Annotated in this window: 26 protein-coding genes; 14 read left to right on the forward strand and 12 right to left on the reverse strand. The window is 70.9% G+C overall.

Translation table 11 applies throughout. The annotated features are described in order from the left end of the window. From ABN273_RS00215 to ABN273_RS00235, 5 genes are all read right to left on the reverse strand, one after another. A complete protein-coding gene (locus ABN273_RS00215) occupies nt 1-2,262 on the reverse strand; it encodes a hypothetical protein (RefSeq protein ID WP_349446528.1) in 2,262 nt (753 codons plus the stop codon). After that, nucleotides 2,259-3,944, reverse strand: a complete 1,686-nt coding sequence (locus tag ABN273_RS00220; RefSeq protein WP_349446529.1) for an ABC transporter permease subunit — start codon at nt 3,942-3,944, stop codon at nt 2,259-2,261. Before ABN273_RS00220 ends, ABN273_RS00215 begins: the two co-directional genes overlap by 4 nt. After that, nucleotides 3,941-5,113, reverse strand: a complete 1,173-nt coding sequence (locus ABN273_RS00225) for a hypothetical protein (protein ID WP_349446530.1) — start codon at nt 5,111-5,113, stop codon at nt 3,941-3,943. The genes ABN273_RS00220 and ABN273_RS00225 overlap by 4 nt, the downstream gene beginning before the upstream one ends. Continuing rightward, entirely contained in the window at nt 5,097-5,675 is a 579-nt protein-coding gene (locus ABN273_RS00230) for an ATP-binding cassette domain-containing protein (protein WP_349446531.1), read from the reverse strand. Before ABN273_RS00230 ends, ABN273_RS00225 begins: the two co-directional genes overlap by 17 nt. 176 nt (nt 5,676-5,851) lie before the next feature. Continuing rightward, on the reverse strand, nt 5,852-6,451 hold the full coding sequence (locus ABN273_RS00235) for a dienelactone hydrolase family protein (RefSeq protein ID WP_349446532.1): 600 nt from the start codon (nt 6,449-6,451) through the stop codon (nt 5,852-5,854). Between the two features lie 132 nt (nt 6,452-6,583). On the opposite strand from ABN273_RS00235, the gene ABN273_RS00240 reads away from it, so the two are divergent. Then, nucleotides 6,584-7,246, forward strand: a complete 663-nt coding sequence (locus tag ABN273_RS00240; protein WP_349446533.1) for a hypothetical protein — start codon at nt 6,584-6,586, stop codon at nt 7,244-7,246. A gap of 69 nt (nt 7,247-7,315) precedes the next feature. Here the strand turns inward: ABN273_RS00240 and ABN273_RS00245 are convergent, their stop codons facing one another. The 3 genes from ABN273_RS00245 to ABN273_RS00255 all read right to left on the reverse strand — a co-directional run bounded on the left by ABN273_RS00245 (nt 7,316) and on the right by ABN273_RS00255 (nt 9,007). Then, nucleotides 7,316-7,495, reverse strand: coding sequence for a hypothetical protein (locus ABN273_RS00245; protein ID WP_349446534.1), 180 nt, complete (start codon nt 7,493-7,495; stop codon nt 7,316-7,318). Nucleotides 7,496-7,859: 364 nt separating this feature from the next. Then, nucleotides 7,860-8,213 carry a cyclic nucleotide-binding domain-containing protein gene (locus ABN273_RS00250; RefSeq protein WP_349446535.1) on the reverse strand — a complete coding sequence of 118 codons (354 nt, stop codon included), beginning with the start codon at nt 8,211-8,213 and terminating at the stop codon, nt 7,860-7,862. 101 nt (nt 8,214-8,314) lie between these two features. Further along, on the reverse strand, nt 8,315-9,007 hold the full coding sequence (locus ABN273_RS00255; RefSeq protein ID WP_349446536.1) for a response regulator transcription factor: 693 nt from the start codon (nt 9,005-9,007) through the stop codon (nt 8,315-8,317). 176 nt (nt 9,008-9,183) lie between these two features. Here ABN273_RS00255 and ABN273_RS00260 point away from each other — a divergent pair, with 176 nt between their 5' ends. The 10 genes from ABN273_RS00260 to ABN273_RS00305 all read left to right on the forward strand — a co-directional run bounded on the left by ABN273_RS00260 (nt 9,184) and on the right by ABN273_RS00305 (nt 15,188). Beyond that, nucleotides 9,184-9,435 (forward strand): MoaD/ThiS family protein, encoded by a 252-nt coding sequence (locus tag ABN273_RS00260; protein WP_349446537.1) that lies wholly within the window; start codon nt 9,184-9,186, stop codon nt 9,433-9,435. Between the two features lie 72 nt (nt 9,436-9,507). Then, complete coding sequence (locus ABN273_RS00265; RefSeq protein ID WP_349446538.1) at nt 9,508-10,173, forward strand: LmeA family phospholipid-binding protein; 666 nt, start codon at nt 9,508-9,510, stop codon at nt 10,171-10,173. Between the two features lie 40 nt (nt 10,174-10,213). After that, entirely contained in the window at nt 10,214-10,726 is a 513-nt protein-coding gene (locus ABN273_RS00270) for a sigma-70 family RNA polymerase sigma factor (RefSeq protein WP_349446539.1), read from the forward strand. After that, a complete protein-coding gene (locus ABN273_RS00275; RefSeq protein ID WP_349446540.1) occupies nt 10,723-11,541 on the forward strand; it encodes an anti-sigma factor family protein in 819 nt (272 codons plus the stop codon). The genes ABN273_RS00270 and ABN273_RS00275 overlap by 4 nt, the downstream gene beginning before the upstream one ends. 45 nt (nt 11,542-11,586) lie before the next feature. After that, complete coding sequence (locus ABN273_RS00280) at nt 11,587-12,021, forward strand: thioredoxin family protein (protein WP_502910895.1); 435 nt, start codon at nt 11,587-11,589, stop codon at nt 12,019-12,021. A 186-nt stretch (nt 12,022-12,207) separates the two neighbouring features. After that, nucleotides 12,208-12,621 carry a DUF4395 domain-containing protein gene (locus ABN273_RS00285; protein WP_349446542.1) on the forward strand — a complete coding sequence of 138 codons (414 nt, stop codon included), beginning with the start codon at nt 12,208-12,210 and terminating at the stop codon, nt 12,619-12,621. Next, the gene (locus ABN273_RS00290) at nt 12,618-13,457 is read left to right on the forward strand and encodes a sulfurtransferase (protein ID WP_349446543.1); all 840 of its coding nucleotides are present in this window, start codon (nt 12,618-12,620) and stop codon (nt 13,455-13,457) included. Before ABN273_RS00285 ends, ABN273_RS00290 begins: the two co-directional genes overlap by 4 nt. Next, nucleotides 13,457-13,759 (forward strand): DUF1416 domain-containing protein, encoded by a 303-nt coding sequence (locus tag ABN273_RS00295; RefSeq protein WP_349446544.1) that lies wholly within the window; start codon nt 13,457-13,459, stop codon nt 13,757-13,759. The genes ABN273_RS00290 and ABN273_RS00295 overlap by 1 nt, the downstream gene beginning before the upstream one ends. Nucleotides 13,760-13,866: 107 nt before the next feature. Continuing rightward, on the forward strand, nt 13,867-14,427 hold the full coding sequence (locus ABN273_RS00300; RefSeq protein ID WP_349446545.1) for an RNA polymerase sigma factor: 561 nt from the start codon (nt 13,867-13,869) through the stop codon (nt 14,425-14,427). After that, entirely contained in the window at nt 14,424-15,188 is a 765-nt protein-coding gene (locus ABN273_RS00305) for a methylated-DNA--[protein]-cysteine S-methyltransferase (protein WP_349446546.1), read from the forward strand. The genes ABN273_RS00300 and ABN273_RS00305 overlap by 4 nt, the downstream gene beginning before the upstream one ends. 5 nt (nt 15,189-15,193) lie before the next feature. On the opposite strand, the gene ABN273_RS00310 is transcribed toward ABN273_RS00305, so the two are convergent. After that, nucleotides 15,194-15,778 (reverse strand): helix-turn-helix domain-containing protein, encoded by a 585-nt coding sequence (locus tag ABN273_RS00310; RefSeq protein ID WP_349446547.1) that lies wholly within the window; start codon nt 15,776-15,778, stop codon nt 15,194-15,196. A gap of 19 nt (nt 15,779-15,797) precedes the next feature. Between ABN273_RS00310 and ABN273_RS00315 the strand changes: the two genes are divergently transcribed. Together ABN273_RS00315 and ABN273_RS00320 are read left to right on the forward strand one after the other, a co-directional pair. Beyond that, nucleotides 15,798-16,247, forward strand: coding sequence for a hypothetical protein (locus ABN273_RS00315; RefSeq protein ID WP_349446548.1), 450 nt, complete (start codon nt 15,798-15,800; stop codon nt 16,245-16,247). A gap of 114 nt (nt 16,248-16,361) precedes the next feature. After that, the gene (locus tag ABN273_RS00320) at nt 16,362-17,603 is read left to right on the forward strand and encodes a hypothetical protein (protein WP_349446549.1); all 1,242 of its coding nucleotides are present in this window, start codon (nt 16,362-16,364) and stop codon (nt 17,601-17,603) included. A 21-nt stretch (nt 17,604-17,624) separates the two neighbouring features. Here ABN273_RS00320 and ABN273_RS00325 read toward each other — a convergent pair whose 3' ends face one another. Genes ABN273_RS00325 through ABN273_RS00335 form a run of 3 tightly spaced genes read right to left on the reverse strand, consistent with a single transcriptional unit; the run spans nt 17,625 to nt 20,519 of the window. Then, a complete protein-coding gene (locus ABN273_RS00325; protein WP_349446550.1) occupies nt 17,625-19,202 on the reverse strand; it encodes a hypothetical protein in 1,578 nt (525 codons plus the stop codon). A gap of 7 nt (nt 19,203-19,209) precedes the next feature. Then, a complete protein-coding gene (locus ABN273_RS00330; protein WP_349446551.1) occupies nt 19,210-19,860 on the reverse strand; it encodes a hypothetical protein in 651 nt (216 codons plus the stop codon). Beyond that, nucleotides 19,857-20,519 carry a DUF4352 domain-containing protein gene (locus ABN273_RS00335; protein ID WP_349446552.1) on the reverse strand — a complete coding sequence of 221 codons (663 nt, stop codon included), beginning with the start codon at nt 20,517-20,519 and terminating at the stop codon, nt 19,857-19,859. Before ABN273_RS00335 ends, ABN273_RS00330 begins: the two co-directional genes overlap by 4 nt. A 170-nt stretch (nt 20,520-20,689) precedes the next feature. On the opposite strand from ABN273_RS00335, the gene ABN273_RS00340 reads away from it, so the two are divergent. After that, nucleotides 20,690-22,636, forward strand: a complete 1,947-nt coding sequence (locus ABN273_RS00340; RefSeq protein ID WP_349446553.1) for a hypothetical protein — start codon at nt 20,690-20,692, stop codon at nt 22,634-22,636.

Here is a 22,636-nt window from a genome sequence, read left to right on the forward strand (position 1 = left end):
TCACAAGGCCGATAAGCTCGCCCGCAGCTCGCTGACCTGCCGCGGCTCGGCGATCCCGTCCCAGGGGGCCAGCGCCGCCAGCCCCGCCGCCCGGTGCTCCGCGGCCCGATCGGGCCGCAGCCGGGCCAGGTGCAGGTGGGTCAGCGCCATGCTGACCCCCGCCGGGGGCAGTCGCGGCTCGGCCTCCTCCAGCAGCGCGACCACCTCATCCGGCTCGTGATCGGGCTCGTCCAGCAGCGCCACGGCCCGCTGCACGAGGCAGCGGGCCCGCCCGATCTCGTCCGCGGTCTCCGTGTAGAGCCGCTCGGCCTCCTGCAGATCGGACTTCGCGTCGAGGGGCTGCTCCAGGTAGCGGTTCGCGAGCGCGAGCAGTTCCTGACCGTGCGCCGCCGCGCTGGGGTCCGAGGCCTGCTCCGCCAGCCTGAGGGACTCGAACAGCACGACGCGGGCGTCGGCGTACAGGCGGCGCGCCTCGCGGTCCCGGCCGTCGTGGTCGAGCGTCTGCCCCTTGCGCAGGAGCAGCGCGGCCACGTTGGTCAGCCGGAGCGAGTGTCCCGCGAGGTCGCCGCCGGACAGCGCCTGCCCGTACCGCACGAGCGCCGACTCCACGGCGGTGAACTCGTCGCCGCTGGCCAGCAGGATGGCCGCGTGCTGCAGGTGGAGCTCGGCGGGCCACGACTCCACCTTGACCCGCAGCGCGGCCGCCTGGTTGAAGTGCTGGCGCGCCTTGCGCGGGTCGCCCCAGGTGAGCAGGATCGCGCACTGGCGCAGCTCCGCCGTGGCCTGCACGTGCTCGTCGCCGAGCGCCTTGGCCGCCTTGGCCAGCGCCTCGGCCGCCCGCAGCCGGTCCTCGTGCCGCTGTTCGAGCCGGAACCACGTCTCCAGCCCGTCCGCGATCCGCGCCAGCGCCCGCGCGGTCTTGGGCACGGGGTTCCCGAACGCCAGCACCTGCAGCAGCACCCTGTCCTCGATCGCGAACCAGGCGCGGGCCTCCTCTCCGGGCAGCAGGGCGGCGAACGAGTCGGCCTGGTCGGCGAAGTGCTCGACCAGCCGCCGCCAGGCCGCGGCCTCCAGCGGGGCGCCGCCGCGGAACGCGCCGCCCACCCTGACGCGCGTCATCCGTACGCTCTCCACGAGGCCCAGCTCGGCCAGCTCCCTGATCGCGTCATCGGCGGAGGGCACGCCGAGCAGCGCGGCGGCGGCCCGGTGGTCCACCTCGGCGATCGGCAGGCCCGCCAGCAGCACGAACAGCTGCTTGGCCAGCGGCCTGAGCTGCGTGATGCTCCGCTCGAGCACGAAGTCGAGCATCTTGTCCACGGACCCGCTCCGCAGGTCGTCGACCAGGTCCTGGAGGGTCACCTGGCGGTTGCGGGCGAGCCAGCGGCCGATCCTGATGATCTCCAGCGGAGTGCCCAGGCAGGCGTCCACCAGCAGGCCCAGCGCCTTCGGATCGCGGTTGACGCGCTCGTCGGCGACGTGGCGGGCCAGCAGCCGCTGCCCGTCCACCGCGGCGAGCGGGCCGAGCTGGATCGGCTCGATGTGCTGCGGCAGCTCGTCGGTGAACGTCCCCGCCACCACGATGTGCGCGCCCGGCACCCTGGGCGGCAGCCAGGCGATCTGGCTCCACGTGCTGACGTTGTCGAGCAGGAGCACCCGGTCGGTGCCGGTGAGCGCCTCCACCACCTGCGCGGTGGCGTCCTGCGGCTCCTGGATCGCCCCGGGCGGCCGGTCGAGGGTGCGCAGGACGCGCTGGGCCACGCTCAGCGGCGTCTCCGGATGGTCCCGGTCGGGGCCGCGGAGGTCGGCGTACCGCTGCTTGCGGGCGTCGGCGGTCAGGCCCCACGTGGCGAGGACCGCCACGGCGGAGGTGCCCATGCCCATCGCGCCCTGCACGACGACGATCCCGCGCTCCTGCGCGCGCTCTTGGACCTGCTGGATCTCGGCGTCCCTGCCGACGAGCCCGTCGATCCTGTCGGGGAACGGCAGGCGGTGGAAGATCGGCTGGGGCGGGTCCTTGCGGCGGTTGCGTACGACATGGGTGAGCCAGCCCGTGGCGACCGGCAGCGCAAGGACCAGCACGACGATGAGCCAGGGCGGGAGCCACTCCGCCACCTGCTCCATCAGCTTCTCCTGCAGCAGCAGGACCGTGCCGCCCACCGTCACCAGGCCGCCCAGCCCCAGCTCGGGCAGGTGCGCCCCGGCCTGCTGGGAGAGCCGGGACAGGCGGATGCGCAGGCGGTCCTTTCGCGAGATATCCGTCATCGGCGCACCCCTGGCGTCAGCCCCCTGTACAGCCAGCGCGCGGTGGCCACGACGACCAGCACGGGCACCGCGGTCGCGATCACCGCCTCCGCGGCCAGCGCGCTCGCGGCGCTCATGAAGTGGCGTGACTGCTCCAGCAGGATCAGCTGCAGGTGGTCGCCCGCCGGCCAGTTGAGCAGCAGCCCGACGACCGTGTCGTTCCACACCAGGACGAACGCCAGGACTCCGGCCAGCACCACGGCCGGGCGCGCCTCGCGTACCACGTGGAACAGCTCCCACCGGTCACGCGCCAGCATGGGGGCCGGCACGCGGACGAACGCGTTGTGCAGCACGAGCACCGCCAGCGGGATCACCAGCGCCGCGTGCACGATGGCCAGCGCCGGAGTGGTGCCGACGGGGCTGAGCGAGCGCTGCAGCGGCACCGCGAACGCCTGCGGCGGCAGCACGGCCAGGGCCACCGCGACCAGCAGCACCGGCCGCCAGGCGCGGCGCGGCAGCAGGTGCTCGTGCGCCAGCACGTACGCGGCCGGCACCGCGGCGAGCAGCACCAGGCACACGACCACGAAGGCCCGTACGAACGTGGTGCCGAGCGTGCCGAGGAATCCCGGGTCGGCCAGCGCGTCCGCGTACGAGCCGAGCGTCCATGGACCGCCGCTCCACCACCCGGACAGCGCCGCGGCGACCGGGTCGCGCAGCGAGGTCAGCACGAGCACCGCGAACGGCAGCACCCAGAGCACCGACACCGCCACGCACGGCAGCCACACCCGCCAGCCCTTCCGCGAAGGCGCCGTGGCCACCGGCTCCGCCCAGGTCACCCGCCCGCGCAGCCCGGACAGCGCCGGCACCGCCATCACGGCCACGAGGACCGACAGCCCCACGGAGAGCGCGGAGGCCCGCGTGGGGCCCAGGTCGCCGTGGTGCCGCCACCAGAACAGCCCGCCGCCCTCGATCTCGGCCTGCATCGACCCGGGCGCGCCCATCAGCACGACGTCGAACACCCGGGCCGCCGCGACCAGCGCGAAGAGGTACGCCAGCGCGGCCGGACCGGCGAGCGCGGGGAGCACGACGGACCACAGCCTGCGCCGCCGCCCGATGCCGAACGCCCTGGCCATCCGCAGCAGGTTGGTCGGCATCCGGGCCAGCGCCTCGTGGAAGACCAGGAACGCGACCCCGGCCCACTGCCAGATCAGCGCCAGCCCGAACACCAGCCAGATCCACACGGGGCCGAGGAAGGCCACCTCCGTGCCGAGCAGCGCGTTGACCAGGCCACGCCGCGGGTTGGTGTCGAACATCAGCCGGAAGATCGCGCCCGTGGTGAGCGGGGAGACGGCGGCCGGCAGCACCAGCAGGAAGCGCAGCACGCCGCCGAGCACCGGCCCCGCGTTCCTGGCCAGCCAGGCCAGCCCGAGCCCCACGGCGCACACGACCACGGCCAGCACCAGCCACACGAACGAGTTGCCGAGCGCCTGGAGCACCTTGCCGTCGGACAGCACGTCGTACGCGCCGAGCCCGTGGGAGAGGCTGAGCACCACCGTCGCGCAGAGCGGGACCAGGATGACGCCCGCCGACAGCAGGACCGCGAGCAGGAGGTAGAGCGACGCGCGCCAGCGGCTGATCCCGTGCCTGACCACCGGGATCCTGGCGTCGTGGTGCGGTGCCACCTCGAACCCGAACGCGTTCATAGAGCGCCCTCCCTGCTACCGGCGACGAGCCTGTCGTGGGCCGTGCTCGCCGCGGTGGCCGGATCGGTCTGGTTGACGGTGACGTTCGTGAACAGCTCGGTGAGCACCCGCCACAACCCGCGCCCGTCGCCGCCCTCCAGCCCGCCGATGAGCCGGTCGGAAAGGTCGTACTGGAGGTTCCCGCCGGACTTCAGCCCCTGAGGGAACGGCATCAGGAAGCCGCCGTCCTGCACCCAGCGAGTCAATGCGTAGGGCTGCGTGAGTGGGTCGGTCAGCCAGTTGACGAAGTCGACCGCCTTCTCGGCGCCGTCGTTCATCGCCACCGCCACGTCGCCGCCGACGACCAGCGGGCGAGGGTTGCCCGCGTAGGCGGGGAAGGGGAACGGGGCAGGCACCCCGACGCGCCCGCCGGTGTAACGCTTGATCACCGGCAGGGCGAAGTCGGGCGCGGCCACGAGGTCGGCGGTGCGGTAGACGAACACGTCGAGTATCGAGTCGTGGAACTGCATGGTGAGCGCGCGCCTGCCTTGCTCAGGGGTGAACGCGCTCCGCCAGATCCCGCCGAGCAGCGCGAGCACCTCCGCGATCTCCGGCGCCCGCCACTCGTCGGGACTGTCCAGTGAGTGATACAGCCTCCGGTACACCTCGGGGGCGTAGGCCAGCAGCACGTTCTCGAACCAGTCGCTGAGCACCCATCCGTCGGCCGCCCCGATCGCCAGCCGGCTGGGCTGCCAGGCGGCCAGGTTCGTGGGCTGCGTGGCCTGCCCGTCCCGGTACCAGATGAGCGACTTGTTCGCGATCTTGAACCAGGCCCCGAGCTGCTCACCGCTCCCGGACGGCGTCACGAGCTCGCGCCAGAACTCCGGCTGGCCGGACCTTGCGGTCAGCCGCTTGATACGGCCCTGGATCAACGGATCGTGGAGCAGGCCCAGCCGGGGGATCACGGCCACGTCGGGAAGGACCTCCTGGGCCGGTCCGCGCAGCAGGGCGCCGATGTTGTCGCCCGCCGAATAGACGTCGACGGCCCCGTACCCGTTCACCACTTCGTGGAAGCGCCGCAGCTCCTCGCCGCTCCACACCACCGCCACCTGCAGCGGCCGCTCGCGGGCACAGCCGGCCAGGGCCGCCGCCGGGACCGCGGCCAGCAACGTTCTACGGCTCAGGGACATCGGCGATCTCCCAGAAACGCGAAGGGGAAGCGAGGCTGGCCACCCTGGTCCTGTCGTCGGCGACGACCAGCACGGCCAGGCTGGGATCGGCGCGCAGCGCCGCGCTCACGGCCGCGTGGCAGGGCCCGCACCCCGTGCGGTCCTCTATCACCATCACCTTGACCGGCAGCAGCCGGCACAGGGCGCGGGCCAGCGCCACGCTCAGCCGCTCGTCGTGGGCCAGCTCGTGCGGCCTGGACCGCAGGAAGCCCCGGATGTCCATCCGCCTGGCCATGAACGCGACCCTCCCGTGCACGAACGAGGGCGCGAGATCGTCGCGGGCGGCCAGCGTGAGGTTCTGCTCGACGGTCAGGTGCGGCAGCAGCCCCGCCCCGGCCGGGACGAGCCCGACCTCGCGTTCGGCCGGCAGCCGCATGGTGATCTCCTGGCCGCCGAGCCGGATCTGGCCGTCGTCCGGCATCTCCAGGCCGACCAGGATGTCGGTGAACGTGTCCGCCTCTGCGCTGTCGGCCGCCACCACCACGGCGGTGCGCCCTGAGTCGACGGTCAGGGGATCGGGCATGAGCCCACGGCGGGTCCCACGCGTCTCCCAGGTGAGTCCGGAGAGCTCAAGAAGTGGCACGTCCACAACCGCCGTCGAGTCGGGGGTCCTCCGCACCTGACGTTTTCACAAACAGTGGATCATGGCAACGTAATTGCGCGATTCCGCTACGTGCTCACCCACAGCGGTGGACCACCTCATCGGGGACCCGAGAAGTGGGTCGAGAACCAGTCTCTGGCGTGCTCGGCCACGGCCTCCAGCGCGCCGGGCTCCTCGAACAGATGGGTGGCCCCGGGCACGACCGTGATCCGGCTCTCGGCACGCAGGTGCCGCTGGGCCTCCTCGTTCAGCTTCACCACGACCGGATCCCTGCCGCCCACGATGAGCAGCGTAGGGGCGCGTACCGCCGCGAGTCGGGGCCCCGCCAGGTCGGGCCGCCCGCCGCGCGAGACGATCGCGGAGATCTCGTCGTCCGGCTCGGCCGCCGCCCACAGCGCCGCCGCCGCGCCGGTGCTGGCGCCGAAGTATCCGATGGGCAGCCCCGCCGCCACGTCCTGCTCGCGTACCCATGCGGTGCTCTGCAGCAGCCGCTCGGCCAGGAGCCCGATGTCGAAGACGTTCGCCCTGTCGCTCTCCTCGTCGGGCGTGAGCAGGTCGAACAGCAGCGTGCCCAGCCCTGCCTTGTTGAGCACCTCGGCCACGTAACGGTTGCGCGGGCTGTGCCGGCTGCTGCCGCTGCCGTGCGCGAACACCACCACTCCCCGAGCGGCGTCAGGAATGATCAGATCGCCCTCCACCTGCCACACCTCCTCCTCTCAACCGGACGTGTCCTCTCCCTCCGCCTTCCCCGCAAGCCCCCTCTTGCACCATCCCGAGCCCCGTCGCCCTGTCCGGCTGCGACAGAGCGGGAAGATCCCTATACTGCACGGATGTCCGATTTCGCCGACTTCCGGGCCAGAGGGCGGGCGGCGCTGCTGGCGGGCCGGTCGACCCACGACTCTCCCATGGTGGAGGGCGCGCGGCGGTGGGGCGCGGGTGCCGTGCTGCGCCCTTCGGGTGAGGTGCTTGACCGGCTGGCGGCGCTGGCCGGAACCATTGAGGCGCCGGGGCACTGGGTGCACGAACCGCGGACCTTACATGTCACCCTGAGATCCCTGGAGCCCTACCGCGACCGGATTCCCGCCGACGACCCCCTCCGCCAGGTCTACCGGGACGCGCTGGCCGAGGCGGCCGCCGGGCTCGAGCCCGCGAGGGTGCGGCTGGCGGGCGTGAGTCCCCATCCAGGCGGTGTCCTGGTCTGCGGCCACCCCGAGAACGACACGCTGGTGACGCTGTGGAAGCGGTTCGCGCACGCGATGCAGTCCCGCGGCGTGCGGGACCTGGAGCACGGCCGGGTACGCGACCGCTGGTACGTCAGCCTCGTCCACTTCGTCAAGCCGCTCACGGACCCCGGCAGGATCGTCGAGTGGTGCGACGCCCACGCCGACGTCGACATAGGCACGGCCGAGCTGGACACGGCGGAGATCGTCCAGTTCGTCCTCGCCGGCACGGGCATCCAGGTCAAGGCGCTCGAAGAGGTCAGACTGGCCTGAGACGGCGGGGCGCCACGTGGCCCGTTTCTGGGCCCCATTCCAATAGGTGGCACCCCGCCGCCGCCCCGGTCAGCCCAGCACCAGCGCGGTGAAGAACTGCAGCAGGTGCCAGGCCACATAAGCGCTGAGCGAGCAGAACGCCCACTCCTTCCCCCGGCTGATCCTGGAGATCCACCGGAGCTGTTCCGCCGGCGCCTTCCGCGCCCTGACGGTCCTGGCGACGAAGTACGCCGACATCAGCCAGGCCACGCCCGAGCCCGCGACGAGCGCGAGCGACAGCGCCAGCAGGATCGGGGACCCGCTCGGCAGGTCCGGCGGCGGGAGCTGGCGGCCCCAGGCGGCCAGGCGGCCAGGAGTCCGGCGAGCACCGCGGCGGCGATCCGCCTGTCCTTACGCGCCTGGCGCTTCAGCCACTGAAGGTCTCGACGCAGATGGTTCTTGAGCATCCGGATCACCTCCGCTTGGAGTAGCTGGTAGAACCAGTTAACGGGAATGTCCGGATAAGATCTCCGACCTCACATCCGAGATTTCACGACTTTTAGCGGCATTTCAGTGCCCGTGCACAGTCCCAAGCTCGCGCAGCTCCACCGACACCCGCCGCGCCTCCAAGGCGTCACCCACCTCCTCGAGCAGCCGCAGAGCCTCCCTGAGCTGCTCGACCGCCGCCCCCCGGTTCCCCGTGCTCGCGTAACCGGCGCAGGTCGATGGGCCAGGCGCGCAGCTCGGTCAGCGCGTCGATCTTGGCGCGCTCGGCGGGGCTCCAGAAGGCCAGCTCCCCGATGAGGTCGCCGTCGCCGCGGAGGTCGTGAACGGCCTCGCGCTCGCCGGCGGGGGTGTATTCGCGGGCGGAGCCGTAGTCGATCACGTAGACCCGGTTGGCGGGCCGCAACGGCGAGCAAATGGTCTCGTTACGCCGGAAGATGCGGGGCCGCGCGCCCTCGTCGACCAACGACCGGAACAGACCCACCCCGACACCACCAATCTGGGGACGGCGGTGTCCTCTTATGACAGACGCGAAACAGCCTCAACGACCATTTGTCACATCAGCGGGCTTCGCTGTCAATCGGCTCAGACGGCCGCGGTGTCCTGGCGGTCGGGGACGAAGCGGTAGCCGACGTTGCGGACCGTGCCGATGAGGGACTCGTACTCGGTGCCGAGCTTGGCGCGCAGGCGCCGTACGTGGACGTCGACCGTCCTGGTGCCGCCGAAGTAGTCGTAGCCCCAGACCTCCTGCAGCAGCTGGGCCCGGGTGAAGACCCTGCCGGGGTGCTGCGCGAGGTATTTCAGCAGCTCGAACTCCTTGAACGTGAGGTCGAGCACCCGGCCGCGCAGCCGCGCGGTGTAGGTGGCCTCGTCGATCGACAGGTCTCCGCTGCGGATCTCGTCGGGCGCCTCCTCCGTGGCTGCCTGCGAGATGCGGCCCGTGGCCATGCGCAGGCGCGCCTCCACCTCGGCCGGCCCCGCGCTGTCGAGCAGCACGTCGTCCACGCCCCACTCGGCGGTCATCGCGGCCAGCCCGCCCTCGGTGACGATCACCAGGAGGGGGCAGTCGATGCCGGTCGTGCGGATCAACCGGCACAGGCTCTTGGCCTGCACGAGCTCCTTGCGCGCGTCCACGAGGACCGCGTCGGCCGGAGGCGTGTCGATCAGCGCGGACGCCTCCGCCGGCGAGACCCGGACCGAGTGGAGCAGCAAGCCCAGCGCCGGAAGCACCTCGGCGGACGGCTCGAGGGCGTTGGTCAGCAGGAGCAGGTTGCTCATTACGGCCTCCTCAAACACGCAAGGACCCGGGGGCTACGTCGCCCAGGTCCCGTAGGTGAGGATATCCCACGAGTAAGTCGCGTCCATTGCGCGTCCAGCAGGTGAACACCGCGTCTCCTGGAACAAGCTCGTTAAGGGCGACGCACAATAGACCACAAACCGATTGTGAGGTGCCCATGGCCACGGGAAAGGTACGTTATTGGGCCGCGGCCAAGGATGCCGCCGGCGTGGCGGAGGAGCCGTTCGATGCGGCCACTCTTGGTGAACTGATGACGAAAATCACACGAAATCGTGCAGATCTGGCACGTGTGGTGAGGCGGTGTTCGTTCCTCGTGGACGGCTCCCCGGTCGGCAAGCGGCCCCATGACGAGGTCGTTCTCGCCGACGGGGTGACGGTGGAGGTGCTGCCGCCGTTCGCCGGCGGGTGATGGGGCGCTTCGTGAGGGAATGACTGATGCCAGTCGATAGGCTCTTGCCCCCCGCCATAGACAGGTAGCCCCATGCGCAAGCTGATCGTTTTCCTGATCGTGCTGATCGTTCTCCTCGGCGTCCTCGACAGGGTCGCCGTGGCGGGGGTCGAGCGCGATCTCGCGAACAGGATCGCGGCCGCGTCCGACCTCTCCGGCACGCCGACCGTGACAATTGAGGGCATCCCATTTCTCACCCAGGCCGTCTCCGGGCACTATCCGGAGGTACGGTTCGACCTCGGCACGCTGACCTACGGCGGGGTGCCGGTCAAGAACCTGCGCGGCGCCGCCTACGACGTGACGGCGCCCCTGGCGGACGTCCTCCAGAACAGGGCCAACATCCAGGCCCGGCGCGTGGCCGTCAGCGGCACCCTGACCAGGGCGACGATCGACAAGTACGCCCCCAGCGGCGTCAAGATCGGCGGCAACGGGGAGCGGCTCACGGCGTCGGGCGAGGTGACGGTGGGGGCGCAGAAGGTGAAGTTCAACGCCGAGATGCGGGTCGAGGTGGCCGACGGGGGCATCAAGCTCCAGGCGGAGAAGATCGAGGGCGTGCCCGACCAGCTGGCGCAGTTCGTTTCCTACACCATCAAGTTCAAGGGCAAGCTGCCCTTCGACGTGAAGGTGACGGGGGTGAAGAGCGTGGCCGAAGGATTGGAGTTCTCGGCCGAAGCGTCTGACGTGCCGATCCGTGGATGACGACATTGAACCAGTCCGGCCTGCCGTACGTGATGAGGACGTGAGCGCAGCCGGCACAGCCGACGAGGAACTCGTGAGGACCCTCTTCGACGAGCATGCCGGGCCACTCTATGGCTACGTCCTGCGACTGACCGGTGACTCTGGGAGGGCGGAGGATGTCGTGCAGGAGACCCTGTTGCGGGCCTGGCGGCATCCCGAGGCTCTCTCCGACCGGCCGATCCGCGCGTGGCTGTTCACGGTGGCCCGTAATCTCGTCGTGGACCAGCATCGAGCGAAGAAGGCCAGACCACAGGAGACCGGAGACGAGGCGCTGGCGGTCATGCCGGCCGACGACCATCTGGAGCGGGCGGTCGAGTCATGGGCGGTGGCCGAGGCGCTGGCCGCGCTCAGGCAGGAGCACCGCGAGGTGCTGCTGGAGGTCTACTACCGGGGGCGATCGGTGAAGGAGGCGTCGGCGACGCTGGGCATTCCGCCGGGCACCGTCAAGTCGCGTACCTACTACGCGTTGCGGGCGCTCAAGCTCGCCCTCGAGGAGCGGGGGTTGGCGCCATGATGACGTGCGAGGAGGTACGGCTGGCCCTGGGCGCGCACGCCCTGGGCGCGCTGGACCCCGACGAGGCGCTGGAGGTCGACCGGCATCTGGCGACCTGCGAGGAGTGCGGGGCCGAGCTGCTCGACCTCGAAGGCGTGGCCGCCTTTCTTGGGAAGGTGTCGGAGCGCGACGTCGAGCTGGTGTCCAGCCCGCCGCGGCAGGTGCTCGACCGACTGCTGAACGACCGTGCCAAGCGGACCAGGCGCGGCCGGCTGCTGCTGGTGGCGGCCGCCTCCGTGGTGGCGCTGGCCCTCGGCGGCACGGTCTGGACGGTCGTGAACGACAGCCCCACACAGCAGAGCGCGATGGCTCCCGAGTCCACCCGGTCGCCGGCGAGCGTGCTGGACGCGCCCGTGGACAGCCAGGCGAAGGCGCTGCGCGGTGAGGCCGAGCCGTCCGCGAGCCGGAAGCCGACCCTGAGGCCGAGCCTGAGGCCGAGCAAGTCGCAGTCGGACGCGGTGGACGGGCCCACGTTCACCGGCAGGAACGCGGCGAACGGCTACAGCGCCACCGTGTCGGCCTGGCCCGGCGAGGACAGCGGCACGGAGCTGGGCGTCAAGGTCGGCGGCGTGCCCGTCGGCACGACCTGCCGCCTGCTCGTCGTCGCCGCGGACGGGCGGCGTGACCTCACGAAGAGCTGGGCGCTCAGCCGGGAGTCATACCAGGAGAACACCGTGTTCAAGCGCGTGACGTCGCTGGACATGAGCGACATCACCAGGTTCGACGTCGTCGATCAGGCGGGGAAGGTGCTCGTCAGGGTCCCGGTGCGGAAGTAGTCCCGGTGCGGAAGCAATCGCGGGCGTCCGTGGTTGCACCAGGCGATGACTGGTTTGTGGGTGGCGCTGGCGACCGTGGCGCTCGGCATTGTGATCGGGGTGGTCCGCCTGCGCCGCGACGGACGGGTACGTGACACGAGTGGAGATCGGCTGTCCGAGGCCGATCTCGGTGCCGGGCTGGGCGAGCGGGCGACGCTGGTGCAGTTCTCCACGGCGTTCTGCCAGCCGTGCCGGGCGACCAGGCGGATCCTCGCCGACGTGAGCGAGCTCGTGCCGGGGGTGCGCCACGTCGAGATCGACGCCGAGTCCCGGCTGGACCTCGTGCGACGGCTGGACATCATGCGCACGCCGACGGTTCTCGTGCTCGATACCAGCGGAAAAATCGTGAAAAAGGCCGCCGGTCTGCCCCGAAAGGCCGAGGTTCTGGCGGCCCTCGCCGCGGCCGTCCCACCACCGCCGTCTCAAGAATCGTCTCACTAACCGGACGAGATGTGACAGATGACGAGACGCCGAGTAGTGTCTTCGGCATGAACCCAACGACAGAGCTGCTGACGAAGCGGCGCGCGGTTGATTTCTGCCGCGTGACCACCGCGCTCTGTCGCGCTGCCTGAGGACGATCCCGCGGACATCAGGTCCGCCCCATCGACCCTTCAGGAGCATCCTGCGATGCGTGCCGACCCTAGAGCGCTGCGCTTCGGCGCGGCCATCACCACCCTGGTCCTCGCCCTCGTCCTGGTGACCGAGAGCGCCTGGCTGCTCGCCGCCCAGGCGACGGTCTTCGCACTCGGGGTCACGTGGCGCTCGCCGTACACGATGCTCTTCAAGGCGCTCGTCAAGAGCGCGCCGAAGGAGACCGAGGACGCCCGCCCGCCGCGCTTCGCGCAGGGGGTGGGGCTCGTCTTCGCGGTCGCGGGGCTGACCGGATACCTCGCCGGGGTCGTGCCGCTGGCCCTCGTGGCCACGGCCGGGGCTCTCCTCGCCGCCTTCCTCAACGCAGCCTTCGGATTCTGCCTTGGCTGCGAGATGTACCTGCTCATTCGCCGTCTACTGCCCGCCGCCAACATGGAGGTTTCCAAATGAGCCGCTCCGCCGCCCTGGTGGACGCCGACTGGGTCGAGGCCAACCTCGACACCCCCGGAGTGGTCCTCGTCGAGGTCGACGAAGACGTCAGCGCGTACGACAAGGGCCACATCCGTGGCGCCGTGAAGGTCGACTGGCGGCAGGACCTGCAGGATCCGGTGCGCCGCGACTTCGTGGACAAGACCGGTTTCGAGGCCCTGCTGTCCGACCGCGGCATCTCCAACGATGACACCGTCGTGCTCTACGGCGGCAACAACAACTGGTTCGCCGCCTACGCGTACTGGTACTTCAAGCTCTACGGCCACGCGAACGTCAAGCTGCTCGACGGCGGGCGCAAGAAGTGGGAGCTCGACTCCCGCGAGCTGGTTCGCGAGGTGCCCGAGCGGGCCAAGACGCAGTACGTCGCCCAGGAGCAGGACACCAAGATCCGCGCCTTCCGCGACGACGTGGTCGGCGCCATCAGCAAGCTCAACCTGGTCGACGTGCGCTCGCCCGACGAGTTCACCGGCAAGCTGCTCGCTCCCGCGCACCTCCCGCAGGAGCAGGCGCAGCGCGCCGGCCACGTGCCCACCGCCCGCAACATTCCGTGGTCCAAGGCCGCCAACGACGACGGCACGTTCAAGTCCGACGACGACCTGCGCACGCTCTACGGTGAGGCCGGGGTCGACTTCGGCAAGGACACCATCGCCTACTGCCGCATCGGCGAGCGCTCTGCGCACACCTGGTTCGTGCTGCACGAGCTGCTCGAGCAGGACAACGTGAAGAACTACGACGGTTCGTGGACCGAGTACGGCTCGCTCGTGGGCGTGCCGATCGAGCTGGGGGAGGCCCGCTGATGACTACTGCACAGGGTTGCGGAGCGCCGGAGCAGACGATCACGCTGCCCGCCGGGATCGACCTGGCCACCCAGGCCGTGATCCAGGGCGTGGTGACCGGCGCCGGCACGGCGTACGCGCGGCTGCTCGACCACTCCGGCGAGTTCACCGGCGAGGTGGTGGTGTCCGACGAGGGCATCTTCCGCTTCTTCGCCGCCCCCGGCGACTGGACCGTCCGCATCATCGCGGGCGGCGGCGTCACCAGGGACATCAAGGTGGAGGCCAAGCTGGGCGAGGTCTCCTCGCTCGCGGTCGCCGTCTAGCCGCGCATTTCGCGCGTCACCGCCCGCGTCCTTCCCGGGACGCGGGCTTTTCTCTTTCGGGGACGCGGCGCTGCAACGGATCGGTACGCGGCGGTGTTGTAGCAGGTGTGAGTGAAACCGACTGTCTCGACCCGGTGCGCAAGGCGCTGCTCGACGACCTCGACGAGGGGTTCGCCGAGCTGTACGGCGCCTACCGCGGCCTGGTCTTCTCGACCGCGCTGCGGCTGAGCGGGCGCTGGGCCGACGCCGAGGATCTCACCGCGGAGGCGTTCCTGCGCGCGTACCGGGCGCTGGCCGGCTACGAGCGTGACCGCATCGCCGCGCTCCAGCCGCGCGCCTGGCTGGTGACGATCCTGATGAACATCTGGCGCAACTGCGCCAGGGCCAAGTCCCGCAAGCCACCGCCGGAGCTGCAGGACCAGCCGGTCGAAGAGGCCGATCCCGGCCAGGACGTCGAGGAGGCCGCGGTGCGCCGCGAGACCGGCGACGAGCTGGCCGAGCTGCTCAGCCTGCTGCCCGAGGAGCAGCGGGTCGCGGTGGTGCTCAGGCACGTCGTCGACCTGCCGGTCAGCGAGATCGCCACCGTGCTCAGGATCCCGCAGGGCACGGTCAAGTCGCATGTGTCGCGCGGGCTGCGGCGGCTACGCGCACTGGGAGGTGCCCGATGACCCACGACCCACAGCTCGACGAACCAGAGGCGCCGGACGGGCTGCTCGCCGCGCTCGCGGGGCTGGCCGCCGACGCGCCCCACGGGTTGCTCGACCGGATCGCGGCCCGCTGGGTACACGTGCCGAGCCCGATCGGGGAGCTCCGCGTCGCGTTCACCGACCAGGGCGTGGCCTACGTGCACGCGGGCGAGGGGTTCGCGGAGGCGTTCAGGAAGCGGTTCGCCCGGCCGCTGCTGCCCGCGGAGCGGCCGCCTGCCGGGCTGCTGCCCGCGCTGCGCACCGGCCGCACCGCCAAGGTCCGGCTGGACCTGCGCGGGCTGAGCGACTTCCAGCGCGACGTGCTGGAGGCGGCCCGTACGATCCCGCGCGGTGAGGTCAGGCCGTACTCGTGGATCGCGGAGCGGATCGGCCGCCCAGGGGCCGTGCGCGCGGTGGGCACGGCGCTCGGCCGCAACCCGGTGCCGCTGCTGATCCCGTGCCACCGCGTCACCAGGTCGGACGGCCTCGTGGGGGATTACGTGTTCGGCTCGGCGGCCAAGGAACGGCTGCTGCTGGCCGAGGGCGCCGACCTGCAGCGGGTGCGGGAGCTGGCCGGGGAGCGGGTGTTCTACCTGGCCAGCGACACCACGGGCGTCGTCTGCTTCCCGACGTGCCACAACGCCAGGCGCATCACGCCCGCGCACCGGCACGGCTTCGGCAGCCTCGCCCAGGCGCGGGCGGCCGGTTACCGCCCGTGCCGCACCTGCCGGCCCGCCGCGTAGGTCGCTCAGGGTTTGACCGGGTAGCGCATGAGGAGCGTGGCACGTACGACGTCGGGGCCGCGCGCGCGGTAGCCGTGCGGCACGTCGGAGATCCACGAGATGTGGTCGCCCGGGCCGGCCGTGAGCGGCTCGTGGATGGGACCGGCGCTGAGCGTGCCGGTGAAGACCGTGACGTGCTCGCTCACGCCCTCGTGATGCGCGGGCGAGGTCTGCGTGAGGCCGGGCGGGACGGTCACCCTGTAGAGCTCGTACGTGACGCGCTCGTCCTCGAACACCTCGAGCAGCTCCGCCTCCATCGCCGTGCCCCGCATGATCTGCGGCTCGGGCGGCTCGGCGAGCAGCGCCCCGATCGGCACACCGAGCTGCGCGATGATCGCCCAGAGCGTCTCCAGCGTCGGGCTGCGCGTGCCGGTTTCGGCGCCGGCCAGAGTGGCCTTGTCGATGCCGGAGCGCTTGGCGAGCTCCGACAGCGACACGCCGCGCTCCTGACGCAGTCTCCGTAGGCGATCTCCCACCACGCGAGGGTCGGCGTCGATTGCGGGCTGCGGCTCCATACAGTCATCGCACGCGTCGCGCTTCGTGGCCGCCATTTCCTCGCCGATAATTCTTTTGTCACTGCCCAGGGACGACACCCGCACCGGCGAAGACCTGGACCGGCACATGCACTGGCACGCGTACACCTGGACCGGCAGCGCGGAAGAGCGTGACAGGGAATCGGAGCGTCGCCCTGACTCGCCCGACTTCCCGAGCTCCGCCGTGCCGCCCATGCGGACCGGCGACTGGCTGGCCAAGCCGCGCTCGCGCGTGGCGGCCACGTTCGACGACCTCGACGCGGCGCTCGACTGGCTGAGCTCTCGTTACCGCCGGCTGGAAGGCGCGTTCCTGCACCCCGACAGGGTCGGCCTGGACGAGCGGCTCGCGTCCGCGAGAGAAGCTCTGCCGCGCGGCGTGGACGTGCAATGGGGCGAGTGGCTGACCGGCGGCAGGTTCGCCACGGTGAGCCTCATTTGCTGCCCGAACAGGCACGTCACCCACCCGTGCCCGGTCCGCAGGCCATAGCGCTTTCGGGAGTTGCTGCTGCGACAGAAGGGGCAGACCGATACGATTCTGCAGATGTCCGGTCCGACAGGAGTGATGGCACCTCCCCGACCTGGGCCTACGCCGGCTCAGGGGATGCCGTCGCCGTACTCGCTGCCCCTCCACACCCTACGACTGGCGGGCAAGTGCGCCCTGCCGCTGATCTTCTGGTTCGCCGCCGGTCAGCTCGCGCGCTTCCTCCTGCTGTACGGCGCCACCGAGGTCGCGTACGGCGACTTCCAACAGGTCCGCCTCGTCGCCGTGATGACGCTGCTCACGTTCATCATCCTCACGGCGATGACGGTCACCACCGGCATGCTGTACTCCCTGCGCGGTGCCATGTGGGAGATGCGCGCGCGGGTGGAGGAGGGCGAGGCGCAGGAGCGCTTCTTCCGGGTGCTCGACCGGGTGGCCCCGGCCTTCGCGGTGCTCTACCTGGCGTGGGGATTCCAGACGGAGGACGCCAGGGACGTCTACCAGATGGACCTGTTCCACCACTTCTACGACCAGCTGGACGCGGGATGGTTCGGCGAGGAGTCTCGGGTCGGCCGCGGGCTCATCGATCTGGACTGGCGGGTGTCGCTGGGGGCGATGGCCGTCATGTTCGGGCTGAAGTGGCTCTTCGCGAAGTTCGTCGAACAGGGCAAGGGCGGCCTCTACGGCTTCCTCGCCGCCTTCTCCGAGTTCGCCTTCGTCTTCTACGGCCTGAACGCCACCGTCTTCATCGCCGACGCGCGCTCCGAGTGGATCGAGCACCGCAACGTGGTCGCCGGCACGCAGGAGATCTGGGCCGAGGCGCAGAAGAACGTGCCGTTGTGGGACGCCGTCACCAAATTCTTCGGCGATGTCTGGCCGTTCGTCCTCGACGCCGTCGCCGTACCGCTGGCCTGGATCACCGTGGCGATGCTCGTCTTCGGCTCGTACTCCGACGAGGCCCGTACCCTGCTCAAGGGCACCCGCCTGGAGAAGAGCGTGGACCGGCTCGAAGAGAGCCACGACATCACGCAGAAGTCGTTCGACCAGCTCACGGGCGGGTTCAGGGACCGCTGGCTGCCGCTGGCCAATTCCCTGCGGATGGCGTTCAAGAGCGGCGCGCCGCTGTTCGGCATGATGTGCCTGTGCTACGTGGTCATCTCGGTGACCGGGCAGTACGCGGAGCGGGGGCTGATGACGCTGATAGGGGCGCAGGAGGAGTACGCGTGGGCCTTCATGGGGCCGCCGGTGACCTTCGTGCGCGACATGATCGTGACCGTGCTGACCATGTCGCTGCTGGCGGCCGCGTACGACATCGCGGCCACCAGGGCCCGCCTCAACGGCGAGCCGCTCAACGACGTCTGAGCCGTCCGCACCCCTGAGCCGTCACCGGCGTCTGAACCGCAGGACCTCGACGTCCTTCTCCATCTTCTCCACAGCCTCGCGCTTGAAGAGATCCTCAGTGGGGATGTCCGAGCGGTAGGTGCTCGGCCGGAAGGAGAGCTCGACCTCGTTCGCCACGGGGGCCGGCACGATGGCCAGCCCCTGGATCCTGTACTCCTTGCCCACCACCAGCCGGTCCGTCGGTGGAGACCCCACGTCCGCGGTCTCCACGGTCCAGATACGGCCTGCGCTGTCCTCCAGCCGGACCTCGCTGGGCTTGGCGGTCATGGTGGCGCTGCCCTCGTCGAGGACTTTTTTCGTGATGTCCACCTTCAGCCAGGTGACCTCGGGGCCGTGCTTGCTGTTCGGAGGAGCCTTGGTGGGCGCGACCGCGGCCCGGTACTCGATGTTGTGAGACCTGCCCGCCTGGCCGGCGGGCACGATGATCAGCTTGGTCTCCTTGGTGCTGCTCTTCTCGTAGAAGAGGTAGCCGTCGTACGACTGGGCGGCCGTGGTGAGGAGCGACACGACCACGGCGCCGGCGGCGATCAGCAACGTGCGCTTACGCCGTGCCCCGGGTGCGGCGGCCCGCCGCGACCCCGGCTCGGGGGCCTGCGGCGCGTCGGGCGGGGCACCGTGCGGCCCGTCGCCCGGAGGCTGGTGCGGCATCGCGGCGGCGGCGGCCTGCGGGGGCGGCCCGGACGGGGACGCGCTCTGCTGCGGCTCGAAAGGCGAGGGGCCCTGGACGGCCGGTAGCGGCTGGGTGGCGCTGCCGACGGGTTCGCGAGGGGCCGGCGGCCACACCTGCTGGTCGGACAGGCCGTGCCGAGCCCGGCCCTGCGGCGCGCCATGGCGCGGAGTCACCCCTTGCGCCGACCCCTGTCCCTGCGCGTGCATCGGGCCATGCGGCGGTGCGCTGCTCTGTGGTGGTGCGCTGCCTTGCGGTGGTGCGCTGCCCTGCGGCGGTGCGCCGTGCCACTCTGGCGCCTCTTGTGGCGCGCTGGGCCATTCCAGCGCGTCCTGCGGTGTGCCGGCCCATTCGGGGGCCTCTTGCGGCGTGCTGGGCCACTCCGGGGCGGCCTGTGGCGTGCTGCTGGGCCACTCCGGCACGGCCTGCGGTGTGCTGGCCCATTCGGGGGCCTCCTGCGGCGCGCTTGGCCACCCCAGCACGTCCTGCGGCTCGCTTGGCTGCGGCTCCAGCGCGTCATAGCCGCGAGGCGGCGTTACGCGGCCGCGACGCCCGCCGTGGCGTGGCGGCATGCCGAGGCCGGGCAGCTCGCCCCCTGACGGAATCCGAGGGACCGGCGCCGTCTCGGCACCGGGCGGCACCTCCTCCTCGTGCTCGGAAGGCAGGGCGTGACCGGAGTGCCGCCCACGGCCGGGCGGCACGGTGCCGGGGCCGCGCGGCGGTGCGCCGGGGCCGGGTGGCGGGGTGCCCGGGGTGGGAGCGGGCGTGCCGTGGCCGGAGTGGGAGCCGAGGCCGGCTGGCGGCTCCTGGCTGGGCGGGGGCGGGGGCGGCGGGTCATCCTCGCGCCGCGGTTCGTTCCTGGGCGAGAACCAGTCGCGCTCGTTCGTGCTCATCCTGCGATCACTTCTTGTCGGTCGAGTAGACGTCCTGAGGCGAGGCCGCGAGCTTGCGCGCGCCCTTCTCGTCCAGGCCGAGATCCACCTCGACCTCCGGCTGGTACGACTCCACCAGCGTCTTGTTCGGCAGTCCGAACACCACCCGCGCCCCGGGCAGCACGGAAGGCGGCACCTCGAAGTAGAACCGCCCGCTCACCCAGATGTCCGGCTGCACCCATGTGTTGGCCAGCGTCAGGTCGCTGTTCACCCGGTCGGTGGCGGTGAAGCGCTTCCCGTCGGCGGTCAGCAGCACCGGCTGCGCCAGGTGATAGGGCTCGCGGCTGGACTTGGCCGAGGTGTTCACGATGAGGAAGAGGTTGTCGGTCCCGAGGGTGTTGCCGCTGCTCTGGAGCGACCTGGCCGCGGTGAACGAGTCGAGCCGGACGGTGAACCGCCGCGCGTCCACGGCCTCGCCCTTGACCCCCGTGTAGGTGAGCGGATCGCCCTCCTGGCCCTCGGTCATGTGCAGGGTCTGCACCGCCACGGCGGCGGCCAGCAGCACCAGCCCCATGACCACGCCGAGCAGCCGGCCCCCGGCCCCCTGCCCCCGCCCGGCCCGCCTGCCGCCGCCGCGCCGGGCGGGGGCCACCACTGTTCGCTGCTCCGTCGTGGTCACGCTGCGTCACCCTTCTTGACAGTCAGCGTCACTCGCGCCTTGATCTCGGGGAGCCACTTGTCGCCCACCTCTTTGGCGACCATCCTCCAGGCCAGGTCGTTGCTGCCGAACTGGGGTTCCTCCTCGAAGGAGGCCACGTCCATGGTGATCCTGTCCGGCGGCTGCTCGTCGTCCTTCAGCCGGTAACGCACGATGACCTGGCTGGTCACCCCTGGCTGGAGCTGACGGCTCTCGTTCCCCTTGGCCTGCGCGAAGGCGAACGGTCCCGCGTCCTTGTCGAAGGCCGGGGTGATGTTCAACAGCGAGGCGGCGAAGCTGTCGAGGGAGAAGGCCTGCTCGAGCTTCTGGGCGGGCAGGCCGACCGAGAAGGTCTTGTCGCCCTGGTTGGTGACGTCGAAGACCAGCTCGACGAAGCGCTTGTCCTCCTCGAACTGCGTCTTCGCCCGCTCCACCGTCACGCGCGACTCGACGAACTTGGTGGAGTAGAGACCCTGGTCGAGCACCGCACCCTGGCCCAGCGGCTCCGGCTCGTCAGGGGCCTCGCTCAGACCGCCCAGCAAGGCGGTGATGCCGACGGCGGTGAACGCCACCAGGGCAACTGCGGGCACCACTACCGGGCGTCTGGGCTTGTCACTGCTTGCGCCGGAGGGTTCCGTCATGGAAAAGGATGGTAGTAGGTCTCGTCTGTCCCATCTGCCGCAATGCTCCCATCGGACGGGGAGAATTGCCGAGAAACCCTGCCGCTACGGGTCTCGAAGCTCATACGCTGTCACGGAGCGGAAAGGGCTGGCCCCTACTCCTAACGACATATCGGCGGCCGGAGGGTCACGTGACGGACGTGCATCCCGAGCATGCCCAGCTACAGGCGGACCGCATCTACCTGGGCTGGCAATACATCCTGCTGCATCCCGACCCGGGCCCGCCGCCCAAACGTCCCTCGCCCGCCGAGGAGCCGCCGCCCGCCGCCGCGCCCGACGTCGCCGAGCAGGATCTGCTGCGCCGCGAGCGCCGGCAGGAGGACATGCTCAACCAGCCGGTGCGGATCTTCCGGACGTTCATGCTGGTGCTGGCCGTGCTCATCCTCGCCGCGGCCATCGCGGGCTACCTGGGGTGGTCGTTCGCGCTCGCCGGGCTCACCGCCACCGGAGGCGTGGCGGCCATCTGCAGTTACGCGCTGGTGCAGGGTGACAGGGCGGTCAAGTACCGCGTGCTGGAGCAGCAGGCCAGGGGCGAGCGCCAGCGCGAGGAACGTGACAAGGAGCTGTTCCGCGCGCAGGAGGAGCATGCCCAGCGCTACCGGGAGTGGCAGGACTCCAAGGAGCGCCACGACAGGCAGCTCACCTGGTACGCGGTCGCCGTACCCGACGAGATCGACCGCATCGACGTGGCGGGCGGCACGTTGCCCGGCTGGTCGGCCCTGATCACGCTGCTCGGGGCCACGCGGCTCTACAGCGGCGGCCACCTGACCGTGCTCGACCTGTCCGAGGGCGCGATCGCTAAGGACCTGATCGAGCTGGCCCGCAAGGGCGGCGACGACCCGCTGGTCTGGGTGCTGCCGGTCGATCTGCCCAAGCTGGACCTGGGCGCCACGCTCAAGCCCGAGGCGTTCGCGGACGTGCTGGCCCACGTGGTGAGCGTGAGCGAGGAGCACCGCACCACGCGCGACCTCAGCTTCGACAACGCGATCCTGGAGCGGGTGCTGGAGGTGCTCGGCGAGAACGCCACGATCAGCCAGGTCACGGCCGCGCTGCGGGCGCTGGCGCAGGTGGGCGATCCGCGTGACGACCTGAGGTTCGGGCTGATCACGGCGACCCAGCTGGAGCGGATCGGCACGTTGTTCGGGCGTGGGGTGAGCGACCGGGTGGTGATCGAGCGGGCCTGGGCGCTGGAGTCGCAGCTGCGCAAGCTGGAGACGCTCGGCACGGAGGCCGTGCGGCTGCCGCCGGCCAGGCTGCGGGTGGTGAGCATGGACCGGCAGGCGGGCGTGTTCGGCAACCGCGTGCTCGGCACGTACGTGGCCACGGCCCTCACCCACATCCTGCGCCAGTCCGCCGCCTCCGACCGGCCCTGGTACCACACGATCATCGTGGCGGGCGCCGACAAGCTCAGGGGCGATGTGCTCGACCGGTTGATGGACGCCTGCGAGACCTCCCGTACCGGACTGGTCCTGACTTATCGGTCCTTGACCCCCACGGTGCGGGAGCGGCTGGGCAGGGGGCACGCGGCGGTGGCGTTCATGCGGCTCGGCAACGCCGAGGACGCGCGGGTCGCCAGCGAGCACGTCGGCACCGAGCACCGGCTGGAGCTGGCCCAGCTCACCGAGACGATCAGCGAGTCGCTGCCCGGGCTCGACGGCGGCTACACCTCGACGATCTCGCAGATGGACGACGACAGGGAGGCCCGGGACGAGAGCCACGCCGACCTGGCGGGCGACATCACCGAGTCCACCGAGTGGGGCAGGACCGCCGACAAGATCTCGGAGAAGGAGCGGGTGCTCCAGCGCTCGCGCGAGTTCCTCGTCGAGCCACACCAGCTCCAGCAGCTCCCCACGACCTCCGTGATCGTCACGGACGCCACGGCCCAGGGCAGGCGTGTCCGCCTCGCCGACGCGAACCCGGCCATCCTGACCTTCCCCAAGACCACGCTCGGCGAGCTGGAGGAGGTACGCGAGGCCGTGCTGGCGCTCGACCCCAAGGCGCGGGACGGCGACGGGGAGCCCCCACCGAACCTCGGGCCACCACCGCCACGCCTGGACTGGCGCAAGGGGAGGCAATGA

The organism is Nonomuraea sp. B19D2, from assembly GCF_040137845.1.
Lineage (GTDB): Bacteria > Actinomycetota > Actinomycetes > Streptosporangiales > Streptosporangiaceae > Nonomuraea.